Source organism: Nocardiopsis gilva YIM 90087 (genome assembly GCF_002263495.1).
In the GTDB taxonomy this organism is placed as follows: domain Bacteria; phylum Actinomycetota; class Actinomycetes; order Streptosporangiales; family Streptosporangiaceae; genus Nocardiopsis_C; species Nocardiopsis_C gilva.
Genome location: NZ_CP022753.1, coordinates 2,423,747 through 2,439,397 on the forward strand (window position 1 = coordinate 2,423,747; position 15,651 = coordinate 2,439,397).

Here is a 15,651-nt window from a genome sequence, read left to right on the forward strand (position 1 = left end):
CCCCGCCGCGTTCCGCGGGCGGCCATCGGCCCGGTGCGTCCGTCTCGCTGAAAGCCAGTGGGTGACCAGGGCGTTTAGACTGCTTTTGTGACTCAGGTGAGTTCCGTGACCACTGGCGGTAGACCCGCGCACCCCGGACGCTCGACACCCCCGCCGAGCGTCGAGGCGGCGTTCGGCCCCGAGGCCGCCGACCTGCTCGCGGCACGCATCAAGGCCGTGGCCGACCCCACCCGGCTGCGCCTGCTCGCGACGTTGCTGCACATGCCGGACGGGGTGGCGTGCGTCCACGACCTGGCGGAGGCGTTGGAGACCGCCCAGCCGACCGTGAGCCACCACCTCAAGACGCTGAGCGACGCCGGATTCCTCGACTGCGCGAAGCGGGGCCCGCGGTCGTGGTACTCGGTCCGCCCGGAACGCACGGACGTCGTGCGCGACCTGGTGGGCTGAGGGCAGCCACCGTGATGCGCGCACCCACCGAACGGACCACGAGCCCGTGACCGACGACCCGCGAACCCCCGACCCGTCGGGGGCCGCTGCCGCCGCCGCGCGCCTCCCGGCCGGAACCGCGCGTCGCCTCGCCCGCCAGCTCAAAGACCTGGCCGAACCCGTCCGGCTGCGGCTGCTGAGCATGGTGGTGGCATCGGGGCACGAAGGGATCCGCGCGGGCGAGCTGTCCGCCGCGTTCGCCCTCACCAAGCCGACCGTGAGCCACCACCTCAAGGTGCTCGGCGAAGCCGGTCTGGTGGCCCGGGAACGTTCCGGAACCCAGATCATCTACCGCTCCACCCCGGTCGCCCAGCGGCTGCACACCGTACTGAGCAGGTTCTCCCGCCCCGACCCGTCCGGAGCTCCGGCGGTCGGTGACGCGCACGAAGGGCTCCGCAGTGTGCTCGACGAGCTGGGCATCGAGGAGAGGGCGGAGCGGCCACCCTGGCCCAGACGCGCGGCGGCCGACCGCCCCCTGCCCGGCCTGCTCGACCCCGAGGACCTGCTCGACCGCGTCCAGGAGCGGTTGACCATCCGCTTCAGCGGCATGTTCAGCCCGGAGACGGTGCAGCGGTACCTGCGCGACTCCTACGAGATGCTCTCCCACAGCGCGGCCGTCACCGCCCACCTCCCCGCCGTGACCGAGCGGTTCGCCGCCGAACGGCTGACCGCCATCGCCCAGCGCGACGGCATCGCCGACAAGACCGTGCCCGAGGTGCTGTTCGTCTGCGTCCTCAACGCCGGGCGCTCCCAGATCGCCGCCGCCCTGCTGCGGCATCTGGCCGGGGACCGCGTCCAGATCCGCTCGGCGGGGTCCGCTCCGGCCGAGGGCATCGATCCCATGGTCGACGAGGTGATGGCCGAGGTCGGCATCGACCTGTGCACCGAGTTCCCCAAGCCGCTGACCGACGAGATCGTGCACAGCGCCGACATCGTCGTCACCATGGGCTGCGGCGACGCCTGTCCCGTCTACCCGGGCAAGCGATACCTCGACTGGCAGATCCCCGACCCGGCCGGACAGAGCCGCCCGGTGGTCCGGCGCGTGCGTGACGAGATCGACGGCCGCATCCGCGCCGAACTGCTCCCGGACCTTCTCGGCTAGTCGCACAGAGGCGTAGCGCACACGGCGAGGGTGCCCCGTTGCGCTGGGGCAGCGTCGGCGCTTGTGCCGCCAGGTTCGCCCTCTTCCGCGCCGTAGGGAACCGAGGCGTCGATGGCCACGCGTGACGCGGTGTCGGGGATCGGAGGCGGGGCCGTGCAGAGCGACACCAGCAGGAGCGCCGCGCCGAGTACCGTGACCAGCGCGAAGAGGACAGGGGGACGGAGCCGCGGGCGCGACGCGGCCATGGGGGACAGCGCCATCGTTTTCTCCAGGGGCGCAGGGATGGGGGATGAGACGCGACGGGTGCGGGCCTCGCCATGTGGGTGGTGATCGACGAGGACGTCTTCCCGAAACGTCGGAATCGGAAGGTAATCGATTCATGTCTCTCCGTCAACAAGGGCCGCCTTCGACCAGAGGGTCGTGCCGGATTGCGAAGGGATGGTTACGCGGTGTTGAGCTGTTCCTTCCCGGGGGAGAAACGGAGGCATGAAACGACTCCTCCTGCTTCTGCTCCTCCTGCCACTCACACTCCTCACGGTCGGATGCGCCACCGGGGAGCGGGCACCGAACAGCGATACCGACGCCCGCGAAACGGGGGATTCCACGGCCAACGACGCGGGCCGGGCCGACGCACAGCACTACCCCGACGTCGTCAAGGTCGACGTCTCCGGTGAGGCGGGCACCTACGACTTCACCGTGACGATCAGCTCCCCGTACGACACCCCCGAACGCTACGCCGACGGCTGGCGCGTCACGGGCCCTGACGGCACCGTCTACGGCGAACACGAACTCGCCCACGACCACCAGAACGAGCAGCCGTTCACCCGGACTCAGAGGAACGTCGGCATCCCCACGGGAGTGGACGAGGTCACCATCGAGGGCCGCGACAGCGAGAACGGCTACGGCGGCGGGACACAGACCGTGCGCCTGCCGCGGTGAGGTACGCGTATCGCTGTTCTGGGGGAGGGCGGACGCGTCGACCCGCCCTCGTTCAGGCGCTGATGACGGAGAGCGTGGTGTCCTCGAAGCGGGTCAAGGCGTCATGGACGGCGCCGAGGACCACCGCGCGGTCGCCGAGGGCCGACAGTTCGAGGTCCGGCGGGAAGAGGAGGCGCCCGGCGAGGGCGGACCTGAGCGGGGCGCGCAGGGCGTCGCCGACACCGGAGATGCCGCCGCCGAGGACGACCAGGTCGGGGTTGAGGACCAGGAGCATGGGGGAGATGCCCTCGGCGAGGCGTTGGCAGAGGCGGTAGAGGACCCGCAGTGCGACCGGGTCTCCCTCCTTGGCGCTGGTGGCGATCGCTGGGACGTGTTCGCCGTCGGACGCCGCGGAGAAGCGGCGGCGCAGGGGAGAGTCGGTGGACGCGCCTGGCCGGGCGAACTCCTCGGTCACCATTTCCACGATCGCGTCGGCGTTGACGCTGGACTCCAGCGGGCCGAACCCGGCCGGGGGGTGAGGAGAGCCGGGCAATGGGGCATAACCGATCTCTCCGGCCGCGCCGTTGTGGCCGCGCAGAACGTGGCCGCCGGTGATGATCCCCGCCCCCAGACGCTGGCCGAGCAGCAGGAAGACCACGTCCTGGCGGTCGCGCGCCACACCGACCGCCTGCTCGGCGATCACGGCGAGGTTGGCGTCGTTCTCGACGTGCAGCGGGCACGGCAGGAAGTCGCGTGCCCAGAGGGCGAAATCCACCTCGTCCCAGTCGGGCAGGGCCGGGGCCAGGAGTACGCGGTGGGGCGGCGGTCCGACCACGCCGGGGGTCGCCAGTGACGCCGCCAGGATCGGGGCCGGTCGTGCGTCGGGGGCGCCGACGCGGCCGCTGACCGCGCCGTTGTCGACGCCGTTTCCGGCGATCCTCCCGGCGCCCGCGTCCGCCATCACGTCGTCGACGGCCGCGCGCGCCACGTCCAGGCGTTCGTCGGCGGGGGTGGACGGCGAGACCGGGTGCCGCGCCCACGCCCGGGGCGTACCGCGCAGGTCGGCGCGGCAGACCGAGACCTTGTGTGCGCCCACGTCGATCCCCAGCACCCATCCCGCGTGGGCGTTGAACTCATAGGTGCGCGCGGGGCGTCCGGGGGAGCGGCGGCCCGGCTGCGGAGCGCCCTCGCTCTCCACCAGCCAGCCCTGCGCGGTCAGCGCCTCGGTCAGTGCCTCGACCGTGGGCCGGGACAGCCCCGTGCGGTCCATGAGGGCCGACACGCGCATCGGCCCCCGCGCAGCGCGCAGCGCGTCGAGGACGAGCGACGTGTTGATCCGCCGCACCGCCGCCATCGAACCGGCGACCGGTTTGGCCATGGTGGGCTCCCAGCGTCCGCGCACCGCGCGCCTTTCGTTCTTCTTCCTCCTCAGGGGCGGCCTCGTCAATCTCCCCACGTAACCGAGGCCTCACCCCGTCACTTCCCATGATCGCTCGCGCGGCACCGGAAGATCACGAAGTGATCGCGGAGCGATCCGCGCGACGCGGTCCGGTGATGTCGCGCAGCAGAGTGTTGACATCACCTCACGCCATCCGGTTCGATTTGTAAATCGTGTTGTGAAACACACTCCTGCCCACGGGAGGCCGGATGGGTACCACCGGACCTGGATCGTGGACCCGATCACTGGCCCTGGCCGTCGCGGGAACCCTGCTCGCGGCCACCGGCTGCGCCGGGAGCCTGCCCGGCGAGGACGGCGACGCGGTCGTCACCTTCGCCGTGACCCGTGCCTCCGGCGGCGACATGGGCGCGATCGTCGAGCGCTTCAACGAGGAGAACCCCGACGCCCGCGTTCGGATCGTCTATCTGGCCGCCGGGGCCGACGCCCAGCGCAACGCCATGGTGCAGGACCTCCAGGCGCGCACCGGGCGCTACGACGTCCTGTACACCGACGCCGTCTGGACCGCCGAGTTCGCCGCCCGCGGCTGGCTGGAGCCGCTGGCCACGGAGCGCTTCGCCGGGCCGAACATCCTTCCGGCCGCCGCGGCCACCGGCATGTACCAGGGCGAGCTGTACGCGGCGCCCTTCGCCACCGGCACCGGCATGCTCTACTACCGCAGCGACCTCGTCGACGACCCGCCCACCACCTGGGCGGAGCTCATCGCGGCCTGCCCGATCGCCGAGGCCAACGACATGGACTGCTATGCCGGGCAGTTCGCCCGCTACGAGGGCCTGACCGTGAACGCCACCGAGGCCATCGCCTCGGCGGGCGGGCGGATCATCGACGAGGACGGTGATGTCGTCGTCGACTCCCCCGAAGCCCGGGAAGGCCTGCGGTTCCTGGTCGACGGCTTCCGGGAGGGCTACATCCCCAAGGCCGCGCTCACCTACATGGAGGACGAGGTCCGCCTCTCCTTCCAGCGCGGCGAGCTGCTGTTCATGCGCAACTGGGCGTTCGCCTGGCCCGCCATGCAGGAGCCCGGCCCCGAGTCGCGGGTGCAGGGCAAGTTCGACGCCGTCCCGCTGCCCGGACTCGACGGACCCGGCACCGGCACGCTCGGCGGCAACAACCTCGCACTGTCCACCTACAGCGACCACAAGGCCGAGGCGCTGCGCTTCATCGAGTTCGTGCAGAGCGAGGACGTCCAGCGTCGGTGGATGGCCGAGACCAACACCCCCACCTCCTGGACGTCCAACTACGAGGACGAAGAGCTGATGGCCGCGGCGCCGCACCTCGTCCCGCAGCGCAAGGCCCTGGACGCCGTCCAGCCCCGTCCCGTCTCCCCGCGCTACAACGACGTCACCAACGCCGTGCAGAAACACGTCCACGCCGCGCTCACCGGGGCCAAGACCGTCGACGAGGCCGTGAGCGACCTGCAGGAGGAACTGGAGTGGGCGGTGAAGGGCGCATGACCGCGCGTTCCTCGACCCCAGGGCGGGTGGACCCGGGCGCCGCCGTCACCCGGCGCGGCGGGCCGCGCCGCGGCCGCGGGGAGCGCGCCGTCGAACGCGGTCTGGCCTTCTGGCTGCTCCTGCCGACGCTCGCCGCGCTCGGCATCATCGTCGCCTACCCGGTCGGCCGCGCCGTCGTCCGCTCCCTGTTCGACGACCCCATCCACGGCGCCCCCGCCTTCGTCGGGTTCGCCAACTACGCCGAGGCCCTGTGGGGCTTCGAACGCCTCGACTTCTGGAACGCCTTCGGCAACACCGTGCTGTTCACCGTCGTCACTGTGGCCGTGGAGACGCTGCTGGGGCTGGTCATGGCACTGGTGATGCACCGGGCCTTCCGCGGCCGGGGCATCGTGCGCGCCGCGGTGCTGCTGCCCTGGGCGCTGCCCACGGCGGTCAGTGCGGTCATGTGGGGCTGGATGCTCCAGCCCGGCGGTATCGTCAACGCCCTGCTGGGGACCGAGATCGTCTGGGGCGGCGCGGAGTGGCCGGCCAAGTGGTCGATCATGTTCGCCGAGATCTGGAAGACCTCCCCGTTCGTGGCCTTGCTCATCCTCGCCGGCCTCCAGACGATCCCGCCGCACCTGTACGAGGCGGCGGCCATCGACGGCGCCTCCGCCTGGAGGCGGTTCACCTCCATCACGCTGCCGCTGGTCAAACCGGCCCTAGTGGTGGCGGTGCTGTTCCGCACCCTGGACGCACTGCGCATGTACGACCTGCCGCAGATCCTCACCGGCGGCGCCAACAACACCAACACCCTGTCCATGCTGGTCATCCAGGCGGCCACGCGCGAGCTCAAGCAGGGCTACGGCGGCGCGCTGTCGACGATCACCTTCCTGTTCGTCTTCCTGTGCGCCTTCCTGCTGATCAAGGCGATCGGGGCCAACGTGTTCGCCGGCTTCGGCCAGGCCGAGGGAGGAGCGCGACGGTGAGCACCACGGCCACGGCGGGGCAGGGGGCGGCGGGCACGCGGAACACCCGCTCCCGAAGACCCCTGACCTGGGAGTCCTGGGTGATCGCGGGCGGCATCCTGCTGCTCGTGCTCTACTGCCTGGCGCCCTTCTACTGGATGTTCGTCTCCAGCATCAAGGGGCCGGGGGAGATCGCCAGCAACAGCCTGTGGCCCGCCGATCCCACGCTCGTCAACTACCGCGGCGTGTTCGGCGGCGAGAACCACTTCGGCTACGCGGTGCGCAACAGCCTGATCATCGCCGTGGCCACCACCACCCTGGCCATGGTCATCGCCGTCTTCTCCGCGTACGCGCTGGCGCGGCTGCGCTTCCGCGGCCGCAACCTGGTGCTCGGGCTGGTGCTGGCCAGCTCGATGTTCCCCGGCGTGGCCATCGTGACCCCGCTGTACCAGCTGTTCAGTGACTGGGGGTGGATCGACCAGTACCAGGCGATGGTCCTGCCCAACATCAGCTTCGCGCTGCCGCTGGCCATCTTCGTGCTGACCACCTTCTTCCGTGAGATGCCCTGGGAGCTGGAAGAGGCCGCGCGGGTCGACGGATGCGGGCCGGTCGGCGCGTTCGCCCGGGTCATCCTGCCGCTGGCCACGCCGGGCGTGGCCACCACCGCCCTGCTGGTGTTCTTCGCGGCCTGGAACGAATACTTGATCTCCAGCGTGGTCTCCATCACTCTGGCGTCGAACCCGGTGACCGTCGCGCTCGCCAAGTTCGCCGGTGACACCGAGTTCCAGCAACCGTTCGGGTCGCAGATGGCGGCGGGCGTCGTCGTCACACTCCCCCTCGTCGTCCTGGTGCTCCTGTTCCAGCGCCGGATCGTCCGCGGACTGTCGGCCGGGGGGTTCCGCTGACGCCCGCAACGACAACACGTGGAGGGGGAGCCGTGGTACCGGTACGGGTCATGATCGTGGGAGCCGGGTCGCGCGGGGGCGGTTACGCGCAGTGGATCGGAAACAACCCCGAGGTCGCGAAGGTCGTGGCGGTCGCCGAGCCGCGCCCGGAGTACCGGGAGCCGCTCGCCGACGCCCACGGGGTGCCGCCGGAGGCACGGTTCGACAACTGGCGCGCCGCGGCGGCGCTGCCCCGGATGGCCGACGTGGTGCTGGTGTGCACGCTGGACGACGCCCACCTCGAACCATCGGTGGCCTTCGCCGACCTCGGCTACCACCTGCTGGTCGAGAAGCCGCTGGCGCAGACGCGGGAGGACTGCGCGGCGATCGTCGCGGCGGCGCGCCGCAACAAGGTCCTGCTCGGCGTCTGCCACGTGCTGCGCTACGCCCACTACACCCGCATGCTCAGGGAGATCATCGACTCCGGCGCCATCGGCGAGATCGTCAGTGTCGACCACGTCGAACCCGTGGGCTTCTGGCACCACGCGCACTCCTATGTGCGCGGCAACTGGCGGCGCGAGGCCGACACCGCGCCGATGCTGCTCGCCAAGTCCTGCCACGACCTGGACTGGCTGCGCTACATCGTCGGGCGCGATGCGGTGGCCGTGTCGTCGTTCGGCTCTCTCAAGCACTTCCGTCCCGAAGACGCCCCGCCCGGCGCGGGCGAGCGCTGCGTGAGCTGTGCCGTCGAACCCGACTGCCCCTACTCGGCACTGCGCATCTACCACCGCTTCCTGGACCAGGGCCGGACCGGATGGCCCCTGGACGTGCTGACACCCGCCCCCACGAAGGAGACCATCGACGCCGCCCTGCGCGACGGCCCCTACGGCCGCTGCGTCTACCACTGCGACAACGACGTGGTCGACCACCAGGTCGTGGCGCTGGAGTTCACCGGCGGGGTGACCGCCACGTTCACCATGACCGCGTTCACCAAGGCGGGCCCGCGCCGGACCGCCATCTACGGCACCCGCGGCGAACTGTACTGCGACGGCGATCGCATCACCCACTACGACTTCCTGACCGACACGACCGAGGTCGTCGACGTCGCCGCGGCCAACAGCGGAATGATCGACACCGGCCACGGAGGCGGCGACGGCGGCCTGCTGGCCTCCTTCCTGCCCGCGGCGGCCGCCGGAGACCCGGACCTCGTCGTCACCAGCGGGCAGGACGCGCTCCGCTCCCACCTGATGGTCTTCGCGGCCGAGCAGGCCCGCCACGAGGGCCGGGTCGTGCGGCTGGAAGCTGCGGGGGCGTAGCACCCGAAACGATCGGCCCCCGTGCGGCCCTCGGAGAGCACGGGGGTAGCCTGGCGGCCACACATCCCATCATCGGCTGAGGGGGCTGGTCATGGCGACGAAACGATCGGTGCGGCTGGGAACGGTGCAGGAGACCCTGCTCCTTCCCCTTTACGGGCGGGCCCGGCAGACGCGTTCGCGGCGATGGGGTGTGATCCACGACCCCAAGGCCGTCGAGATGGTCGAGACCCTGGACTACGACTTCGAGCGCTTCCGCGACGGCGGAAGCGCCGTCGGCGCGACGGCCCGGACCGTCATGTGTGACGCGTGGGTCCGCGCGTTCCTCCGGCGCAACCCCACCGGAACGATCGTGGAGATCGGCGCGGGTCTGAATACGCGCTTCGAGCGGATCGACAACGGCACCGCCCACTGGGTCGACATCGACCTGCCCGACAGCATGGCGCTGCGCCGGGAGTTCTTCTCCGAGGGCCCACGCCGCCGCATGGTGGAGGGATCGGTCCTGGACGACGCCTGGTTCGACACCGTCCGCGCTTTCCCCGGCCCCTACCTGTTCGTCATCGAGGGCGTGCTGATGTACCTCGACCGGGTCGAGGTCGAGCGCGCGCTGCGGCGCATGGCCGAGGCCTTCCCCGGAGCGCGGTTCATCTTCGACCTGTGCGGCTCGCGCATGCTGGAGTTCCAGGACCGCCGCGGCCCCCTGCGCCATGTCGACGCCCGGCTCGCCTGGGCCTGCGAGGCCCCGGGGGAGTTCGAGCGGTGCGGCCTGCGGCTGCTCGACAGCCGTAGCATGCGCGACCTCCCCCGCATGGTGCGGATTCCCCTTCCCCTCCACATCACCATGACGGTAGCGGGCCCGCTCCTGGCCCGAGGCCCCTCCCTGCACACCTTCAATCTCTACGAGGCGCCCGAGCCGAGCGGAGCGTAGCGGGTGCTCGAGGGGGTGTCCGGCGGACGGCACGGGACGCCCCTTCGATCCCCGTGGTCCTGCCGCTATCCGTCCTGTGCCGTACCGGCCGCCGAGGGGTAGAGGCGCAGCGCCGTCAGTGACGCGACCAGTCCCTCACCGGTGCGGACGTCCCAGCCGGTGAGGTCGCGCCAGCGGTCCAGGCGGTAGGCCACCGAGTTGGGGTGCAGCTGGAGTGCCCGGCCCGCCCCCGCGATCGACAGTCCGTTGTCGGCGAAGGCCTCCACCGCACCGCGCAGGTGCGGGGAGCGGCGGGCGGTCCGCACCGCGTCGGCGAACAGCGGTGCCAGCCGCTCGGCCTGCCGGGCCAGACCGATGGCCAGCCAGTCGTCGGTGAACCGGGCCGTCGGCCGCTCCGGCGAGGTCCGCGCCAGCGCCGCCTCGGCGTCGGTGATGCTCTCCACCGCCCCGGCCAGACCGGGGCGCACCATCCCCACGCCGATCGGGACCTCCTCCGACGCCAGCTCGCGGATCCGCCGTGCGATCCGCTCCTCGTCGGCACGCTGCGCGAGCACGATGACCACCGCACCGAGCGCCACGCAGTGCACCGCGCCGCCGGTCCCGGCCAGCGCGCGCTGCATCCGGTCGAGCCGATCCTCGGGCCACGCCTCGGCGGGCGTGCACAGGGCCAGGAACGCGCCGTCGGGGTCGTACCCCAGGCCGCGCGCGAGCGGCGCGGGCGGATCGGCGTCCGCGTCGGCGGCGGTGAGCGAGCGCAGGAATCGGTGCCGCAGGTTGGCCTGGGAGACCTGGCTGCTGCGCAAGGTCTCGGAGTAGGCGTCGGAAGCCGCCCCCGTCACCACCCGGACCCAGGTCCACACCAGGTCGACCATGTAGACCAGGTGGCCGACGAGCTCGGGATCGCGCTCCCGGGTGCGCAACAGGACACGGTTCCACGTCTCCCGGCTGGTGATGTGTACGGCGTCGAGCAGCATCTCGATCGGCAACCCTTGGCGCGCCCGGGCGCGGCTCAGCTCCCGGACGCCCTCCACCTGCGCGGGTCGGGGCGGCCGCTGCTCGGCGATGTCGTGGAGCAGCTCACGGAACTGCTCGGTCACCCACGCCCGATGGTCGGCCAGCGGGACCAGCGCGTAGTCGGGGATCTCCGCACGGATGGTGTCCACGACATCGGGCACCAGGTCGGCGGCGTCCTCGGCCACCTCGTGGCAGATGCGGGCGATCCGGCGCCGGACGTCCGCGCTCAGCTGCTCGGTCATCGTGCCTCCTTTGTGGATTCCACGAATACCACACGCCGAGATTCGGGCTTTCCTGGCAGATTTCGCGGGTCTCCCCGGTGAAAACTGGAAGCATCACGGAGTTTTTCACCGGACGCCGCCGGGCGATCCCCGGCCGCGTGTCCGAGAATCTGGAGGCGAACATGGCAGCGGAGATGACCGTCGGCGACTACCTGCTTCACCGGCTGGCCGAAGCCGGCGTGAGCACCCTCTTCGGTGTCCCTGGCGACTACAACCTGGCCTTTCTCGACCACGTCATCGCCGACGAGCGCATCACCTGGACCGGTAGCGCCAACGAGCTCAACGCCGCCTACGCCGCCGACGGCTACGCCCGCGTCAACGGCGTCGGGGCACTGCTGACCACCTACGGCGTGGGCGAGCTCAGCGCGATCAACGGGATCGCCGGGTCCTACGCCGAATACCTCCCCGTCCTGCACATCGTCGGCGCCCCCTCGACCTCCGCGCAGGCGGCCGGTGCGCTCAACCACCACACGCTCGGCGACGGCGACTACGGGCACTTCGCCCGCGCCCAGGCCGAGGTCACCGTCGCCCAGGCCTACCTGACCCGCGGCAACGCGGCCGCCGAGATCGACCGCGTGATCGCCACCAGCCTGCGCGAGCGCCGCCCCGGCTACATCGCGATCCCCACTGACGTGGCCGCCGCGCCGATCGATCCTCCGGCCGCCCCACTGGTCGTCCCGGCCGCCGACACCTCCGCCCGCGTGCTGCGGGACTTCCTGGCCGACGCCCGTCGTCTGCTGGAGGGCGCCGACAGCGCCACCGTCCTGGCCGACTTCCTCGCCGACCGCTTCGACGCGCGCGGCGAGCTGCGCGCGCTGTGCGACGCCGGGAACTTCCCGCAGGCGACGCTGTCCCTGGGCAAGGGCGTGCTCGACGAGAGCGACCCCCGCTTCGTCGGCGTCTACACCGGAGGGGTGGGCGACGCGCGGGTGCGTGCGGCCGTCGAACAGGCGGACGTGCTCATCGCGGCCGGGGTCCGGTTCACCGACACCATCACCGCCGGGTTCAGCCACGACATCGACCCTGCCCGGATGATCGACCTCCAGCCCTTCTCCGCGAGCATCGGCGAGCGGCGCTACGCTCCGCTACCCCTGGGCGCGGCGCTGGAGGGGCTGGCCGACCTGGCCGCCTCGCTGGGCCGCGACTGGAGCCGGAGCCCGGCACCCGCCCCCGAGACCGTGTCCGACGCCGCGGCCGACACCGCCGCACTCGACGGCGAGCTCGGTCAGGCCGATCTGTGGCGCGCGGTGCGCGGCTTCCTGCGGCCTGGCGACATCGTCGTGGCCGAGCAGGGAACCGCCTTCTTCGGGGCGTGCACGGTGCCGCTGCCCAGCGGAGCCACCTTCATCGGCCAGCCGCTGTGGGGATCGATCGGCTTCACCCTGCCGGCGGCCTTCGGTGCGCAGCACGCGGCCCCCGACCGCCGCGTCGTCCTGCTCATCGGCGACGGTTCGGCCCTGCTCACCGCCCAGGAGATCGGGTCGATGGTCCGCGACGGCCAGCAGCCGGTCATCGTCGTCATCAACAACGACGGCTACACGGTCGAGCGCGCCATCCACGGCCCGCACGAGCGCTACAACGACATCCCCAAGTGGGACTGGACGCTGGTGCCCCGGGCCATGGGGGCGGGCACCGACGCCCTGACCCTGCGCGCCACCACCCCCGGCGAATTCGCCGAGGCGCTGGCGGCGGCCGACTCCGCCGACCGCCTCGCCCTGGTGGAGGCGGTCCTGCCCAAGCTGGGCCTACCCGACCTGCTCAACGGGGTCAGCGCCGCCATCGCCGAGGCCAACGCCGAGTAGTTCACCGCCGCGACGCCGCGTCCCGGGCCTGTTCGGCCAGCCAGGCGAACAGGCTCGGGTCGTCGCCCATCTCCGGGTGCCACTGCACGCCGATCACCTGGGGCCGGTCGGTGTAGGCGATCGCCTCCACGATGCCGTCGTCCGTCCAGGCCAGGGGAGCGACGTCGCGGCCGAGCTCGGCCAGGCCCTGGTGGTGGTAGGTCGGCACGTCCAGCACGGTGCGGCCCAGAACGCGGGCGAGGGGGCTGTTCGGGGCGACCTTGACCGGGTGCGGGTCGAAGACGGCGAGGCGCTGCCGGTGCACCTCGCTGCGGACGACATCGGGCAGGTGCTGGTGGAGCGTCCCGCCCCGGGCCACGTTCATCACCTGCATGCCGCGGCAGATGCCGAGCACGGGGATACCGCGCTCCAGGGCCGCGGCCAGCTGCGCGAACTCGGCGCTGTCGCGGGCCGTGCGCACCCCCGCCGTCCGCTCGGCGGCATCGGCGCCGTAGCGGGCCGGATCGATGTCGCCGCCCCCGGCCAGCACCAGGCCGTCCAACCGTGCGACCGTGTCCTCCGCCCCGTCGACCGACGGCAGGAGAACGGGCGCCGCACCGGCGGCGGCCACCGAATCGACATAGGCCTGGGGGAGGAGCGTGGCCGGCAGGTCCCAGGCCTCGCCCCAGCGCGCCTGCTCGGCATAGGCGGAGATACCGATGATCGGCCGCGTCATCGTGCGTCCTTCCCTCATGTTCGTGGGCCGTGCGGCGGTCCGTACACCCTCGTGTGCTGCGGCGGTCTGTCCTCCAGCATCGCAGGTCCCGGCCGCGCGGGCGGCCGGACGCCGGTCCCGCCCCCGGCCCGGCGGAATCCGGGGCGGGACCGGGCGGATGCGGCTAGAGGGGCGTGACGTAGGCCCCGGAGATCCCGCCGTCCACCAGGAAGTTGGACGCGGTGATGAACGAGGCGTCGTCGCTGGCCAGGAACGCCACCGCGGACGCGATCTCCTCCGGCTCGGCGAACCGGCCGAAGGGAACGTGGACCAGCCGCCGCTGCGCGCGCTCGGGGTCCTTGGCGAACAGCTCCTTGAGTAGCGGCGTGTTCACCGGGCCGGGGGACAGCGCGTTGACCCGGACCCCGTCGCGGGCGAACTGCACGCCCAGCTCCCGGCTCATCGCCAGCACGCCGCCCTTGCTGGCGGTGTAGGAGATCTGCGAGGTCGCCGCGCCCATGGTGGCCACGAACGAGGCCGTGTTCACGATCGCGCCCTTGCCCTGCTCGCGCATGTAGGGCAGGGCGTACTTGCAGCACAGGTAGACCGAGGTCAGGTTGACCTCCTGCACCTTGCGCCAGGCCTCGATGCCGGTGTCCAGGATCGAGTCGTCATCGGGCGGCGAGATCCCCGCGTTGTTGAAGGCCACGTCCACACGGCCGTAGACCTCCTTGACCTCGGCGAAGGCGGCCTTGACGGCCTCCTCGTCGGTGACGTCGGCGGCGATGTACAGGCCGCCGGTCTCCTTGGCGACCGCCTCTCCGGCGTCGCGGTCCAGGTCGACGGCGACGACGGTCCCGCCCTCGGACGCCAACCGCAGCGCGGTGGCCTTCCCGATCCCGCTGCCCGCGCCGGTGATGACGGCGACGCGGCCCTCGTATCGCTGCATGTGGTGTGCTCTCCCTGGTCGTCTCAGGTGTCGTCGGAGACGAACACCGTCTTGGTGTCGGTGAAGGCGTCGAGTGCGTCGGGGCCGAGCTCGCGGCCGATCCCCGACTGCTTGAACCCGCCGAACGGGGTCCAGTACCGGACGGCGGAGTGCGAGTTGACCGACAGGTTCCCGGCGTCGACCGCCCGCGCGACCCGCAGCGCGCGGCCCACGTCGCGGGTCCAGACCGACCCGGCCAGCCCGAACGCGGTGTCGTTGGCGATGCGGACCGCGTCGGCCTCGTCGTCGAACGGCAGCACCGACACCACCGGCCCGAAGATCTCCTCGGTGAACGCCCGGTCGTCCGGCCCCGACGGCGTCAGGACGGTCGGCGGGAACCAGAACCCCGCCCCCTGCGGCGCCTTGCCGCGGAACGCCACGGGCGCGCCGTCGGGCACGTAGGAGGCGACCCGCGTGCGCTGCGCCGCCGAGATCAGCGGCCCCATCTCGGTGGCCGGGTCGCGGGGGTCGCCCACCACGACCCCGGTGACCGCGGGTTCGAGCAGCTCCATGAACCGGTCGAACACCTCGCGCTGCACCAGCAGCCGGGACCGGGCGCAGCAGTCCTGCCCGGCGTTGTCGAACACCCCGCCCGGTGCGGCCGCCGCGGCCTTCTCCACATCGGCGTCGGCGAAGACGATGTTGGCGCTCTTGCCGCCGAGCTCCAGCGTCACCCGCTTCACGTCGTCCGCGCAGGCCGCCATGATGCGCTTGCCCACGGCTGTGGAGCCGGTGAACGCGATCTTGGCGACGTCGGGGTGGCGCACCAGGCGCTCCCCGGACACCGGACCGGCCCCGGGCAGGACCTGCAGCACGCCCTCGGGAATCCCCGCCTCCAGGGCGAGCTCGCCGATGCGCATCGCGGTGAGCGGGGTCAGCTCCGCCGGTTTGACGATGACGGTGTTGCCCGCCGCGAGCGCGGGGGCGGCGCCCCAGGCGAGGATCGGCATGGGGAAGTTCCACGGCACGATCACGCCCACCACGCCGAGCGGTTCGGCGAAGGTGACGCTCCAGCCGCCGGGCACCGGGATCTGCCGCCCGGTGGTGCGCTCGGGAGCGGCGGCGAAGTACTCGAAGACGTCGCGCGCGTTGCCCGCCTCCCAGCGGGCCTGCCCGATGGGGTGGCCGGCGTTGCGCACCTCCAGCGCCGCCAGCTCCTCGGCGTGCGCGTCGATCGTGTCGGCGAGCGCGCGCAGCAGCCGCGCCCGGTCGCCGGGCGCCATGGCGCGCCACGCCGGAAAGGCGGCCTGCGCGCGGTTTACGGCGGCGTCGGTCTCCTCCGCGGAGGCCAGGTCGACGGTGGTGATCACCTCCTCGGTGGCCGGATCGATCACGGCATGGGACGTCGCTGCGGTCATCTCTCGGGAATCCCCCTTGGGTCGTG

Annotated in this window: 15 protein-coding genes; 9 read left to right on the plus strand and 6 right to left on the minus strand. The window is 72.0% G+C overall.

Annotated elements, in window-relative coordinates; translation table 11 throughout:
• Window positions 1-87: 87 nt before the first annotated feature.
• Window positions 88-447, plus strand: a complete 360-nt coding sequence (locus tag CDO52_RS11065) for an ArsR/SmtB family transcription factor (protein WP_083919711.1) — start codon at window positions 88-90, stop codon at window positions 445-447.
• 46 nt (window positions 448-493) lie between these two features.
• Window positions 494-1,588: a metalloregulator ArsR/SmtB family transcription factor gene (locus CDO52_RS28685; protein WP_017617188.1), complete on the plus strand. Its 1,095-nt coding sequence runs from the start codon at window positions 494-496 to the stop codon at window positions 1,586-1,588.
• Here the strand turns inward: CDO52_RS28685 and CDO52_RS11075 are convergent.
• Window positions 1,585-1,848: a hypothetical protein gene (locus CDO52_RS11075; protein WP_017617187.1), complete on the minus strand. Its 264-nt coding sequence runs from the start codon at window positions 1,846-1,848 to the stop codon at window positions 1,585-1,587. The two genes, CDO52_RS28685 and CDO52_RS11075, sit on opposite strands and share 4 nt — an antisense overlap.
• Before the next feature lie 226 nt (window positions 1,849-2,074).
• Between CDO52_RS11075 and CDO52_RS11080 the strand changes: the two genes are divergently transcribed.
• Window positions 2,075-2,527 (plus strand): hypothetical protein, encoded by a 453-nt coding sequence (locus CDO52_RS11080; RefSeq protein WP_017617186.1) that lies wholly within the window; start codon window positions 2,075-2,077, stop codon window positions 2,525-2,527.
• Window positions 2,528-2,579: 52 nt separating this feature from the next.
• On the opposite strand, the gene CDO52_RS11085 is transcribed toward CDO52_RS11080, so the two are convergent.
• Window positions 2,580-3,884 carry an ROK family transcriptional regulator gene (locus CDO52_RS11085; protein WP_017617185.1) on the minus strand — a complete coding sequence of 435 codons (1,305 nt, stop codon included), beginning with the start codon at window positions 3,882-3,884 and terminating at the stop codon, window positions 2,580-2,582.
• A gap of 269 nt (window positions 3,885-4,153) precedes the next feature.
• Between CDO52_RS11085 and CDO52_RS11090 the strand changes: the two genes are divergently transcribed.
• From CDO52_RS11090 to CDO52_RS11110, 5 genes are all read left to right on the plus strand, one after another.
• Window positions 4,154-5,416 (plus strand): ABC transporter substrate-binding protein, encoded by a 1,263-nt coding sequence (locus CDO52_RS11090; RefSeq protein WP_017617184.1) that lies wholly within the window; start codon window positions 4,154-4,156, stop codon window positions 5,414-5,416.
• A complete protein-coding gene (locus CDO52_RS11095; protein WP_193373642.1) occupies window positions 5,413-6,384 on the plus strand; it encodes a carbohydrate ABC transporter permease in 972 nt (323 codons plus the stop codon). The genes CDO52_RS11090 and CDO52_RS11095 overlap by 4 nt, the downstream gene beginning before the upstream one ends.
• Window positions 6,381-7,268 carry a carbohydrate ABC transporter permease gene (locus CDO52_RS11100; RefSeq protein WP_017617182.1) on the plus strand — a complete coding sequence of 296 codons (888 nt, stop codon included), beginning with the start codon at window positions 6,381-6,383 and terminating at the stop codon, window positions 7,266-7,268. The genes CDO52_RS11095 and CDO52_RS11100 overlap by 4 nt, the downstream gene beginning before the upstream one ends.
• 50 nt (window positions 7,269-7,318) lie before the next feature.
• Entirely contained in the window at window positions 7,319-8,563 is a 1,245-nt protein-coding gene (locus CDO52_RS11105; RefSeq protein WP_017617181.1) for a Gfo/Idh/MocA family protein, read from the plus strand.
• A 91-nt stretch (window positions 8,564-8,654) separates the two neighbouring features.
• The gene (locus CDO52_RS11110; protein ID WP_033299265.1) at window positions 8,655-9,488 is read left to right on the plus strand and encodes a class I SAM-dependent methyltransferase; all 834 of its coding nucleotides are present in this window, start codon (window positions 8,655-8,657) and stop codon (window positions 9,486-9,488) included.
• Between the two features lie 65 nt (window positions 9,489-9,553).
• Here the strand turns inward: CDO52_RS11110 and CDO52_RS11115 are convergent, their stop codons facing one another.
• The gene (locus tag CDO52_RS11115) at window positions 9,554-10,744 is read right to left on the minus strand and encodes a PucR family transcriptional regulator (RefSeq protein ID WP_017617179.1); all 1,191 of its coding nucleotides are present in this window, start codon (window positions 10,742-10,744) and stop codon (window positions 9,554-9,556) included.
• A 137-nt stretch (window positions 10,745-10,881) separates the two neighbouring features.
• Here CDO52_RS11115 and CDO52_RS11120 point away from each other — a divergent pair, with 137 nt between their 5' ends.
• Entirely contained in the window at window positions 10,882-12,585 is a 1,704-nt protein-coding gene (locus tag CDO52_RS11120) for an alpha-keto acid decarboxylase family protein (protein ID WP_017617178.1), read from the plus strand.
• Window position 12,586: 1 nt separating this feature from the next.
• Here the strand turns inward: CDO52_RS11120 and CDO52_RS11125 are convergent, their stop codons facing one another.
• From CDO52_RS11125 to CDO52_RS11135, 3 genes are all read right to left on the minus strand, one after another.
• Window positions 12,587-13,300, minus strand: coding sequence for a gamma-glutamyl-gamma-aminobutyrate hydrolase family protein (locus CDO52_RS11125; RefSeq protein WP_017617177.1), 714 nt, complete (start codon window positions 13,298-13,300; stop codon window positions 12,587-12,589).
• 163 nt (window positions 13,301-13,463) lie between these two features.
• Complete coding sequence (locus CDO52_RS11130; protein ID WP_017617176.1) at window positions 13,464-14,228, minus strand: 3-oxoacyl-ACP reductase; 765 nt, start codon at window positions 14,226-14,228, stop codon at window positions 13,464-13,466.
• Between the two features lie 23 nt (window positions 14,229-14,251).
• Window positions 14,252-15,625, minus strand: a complete 1,374-nt coding sequence (locus CDO52_RS11135; RefSeq protein WP_017617175.1) for an aldehyde dehydrogenase family protein — start codon at window positions 15,623-15,625, stop codon at window positions 14,252-14,254.
• Window positions 15,626-15,651: the final 26 nt, after the last annotated feature.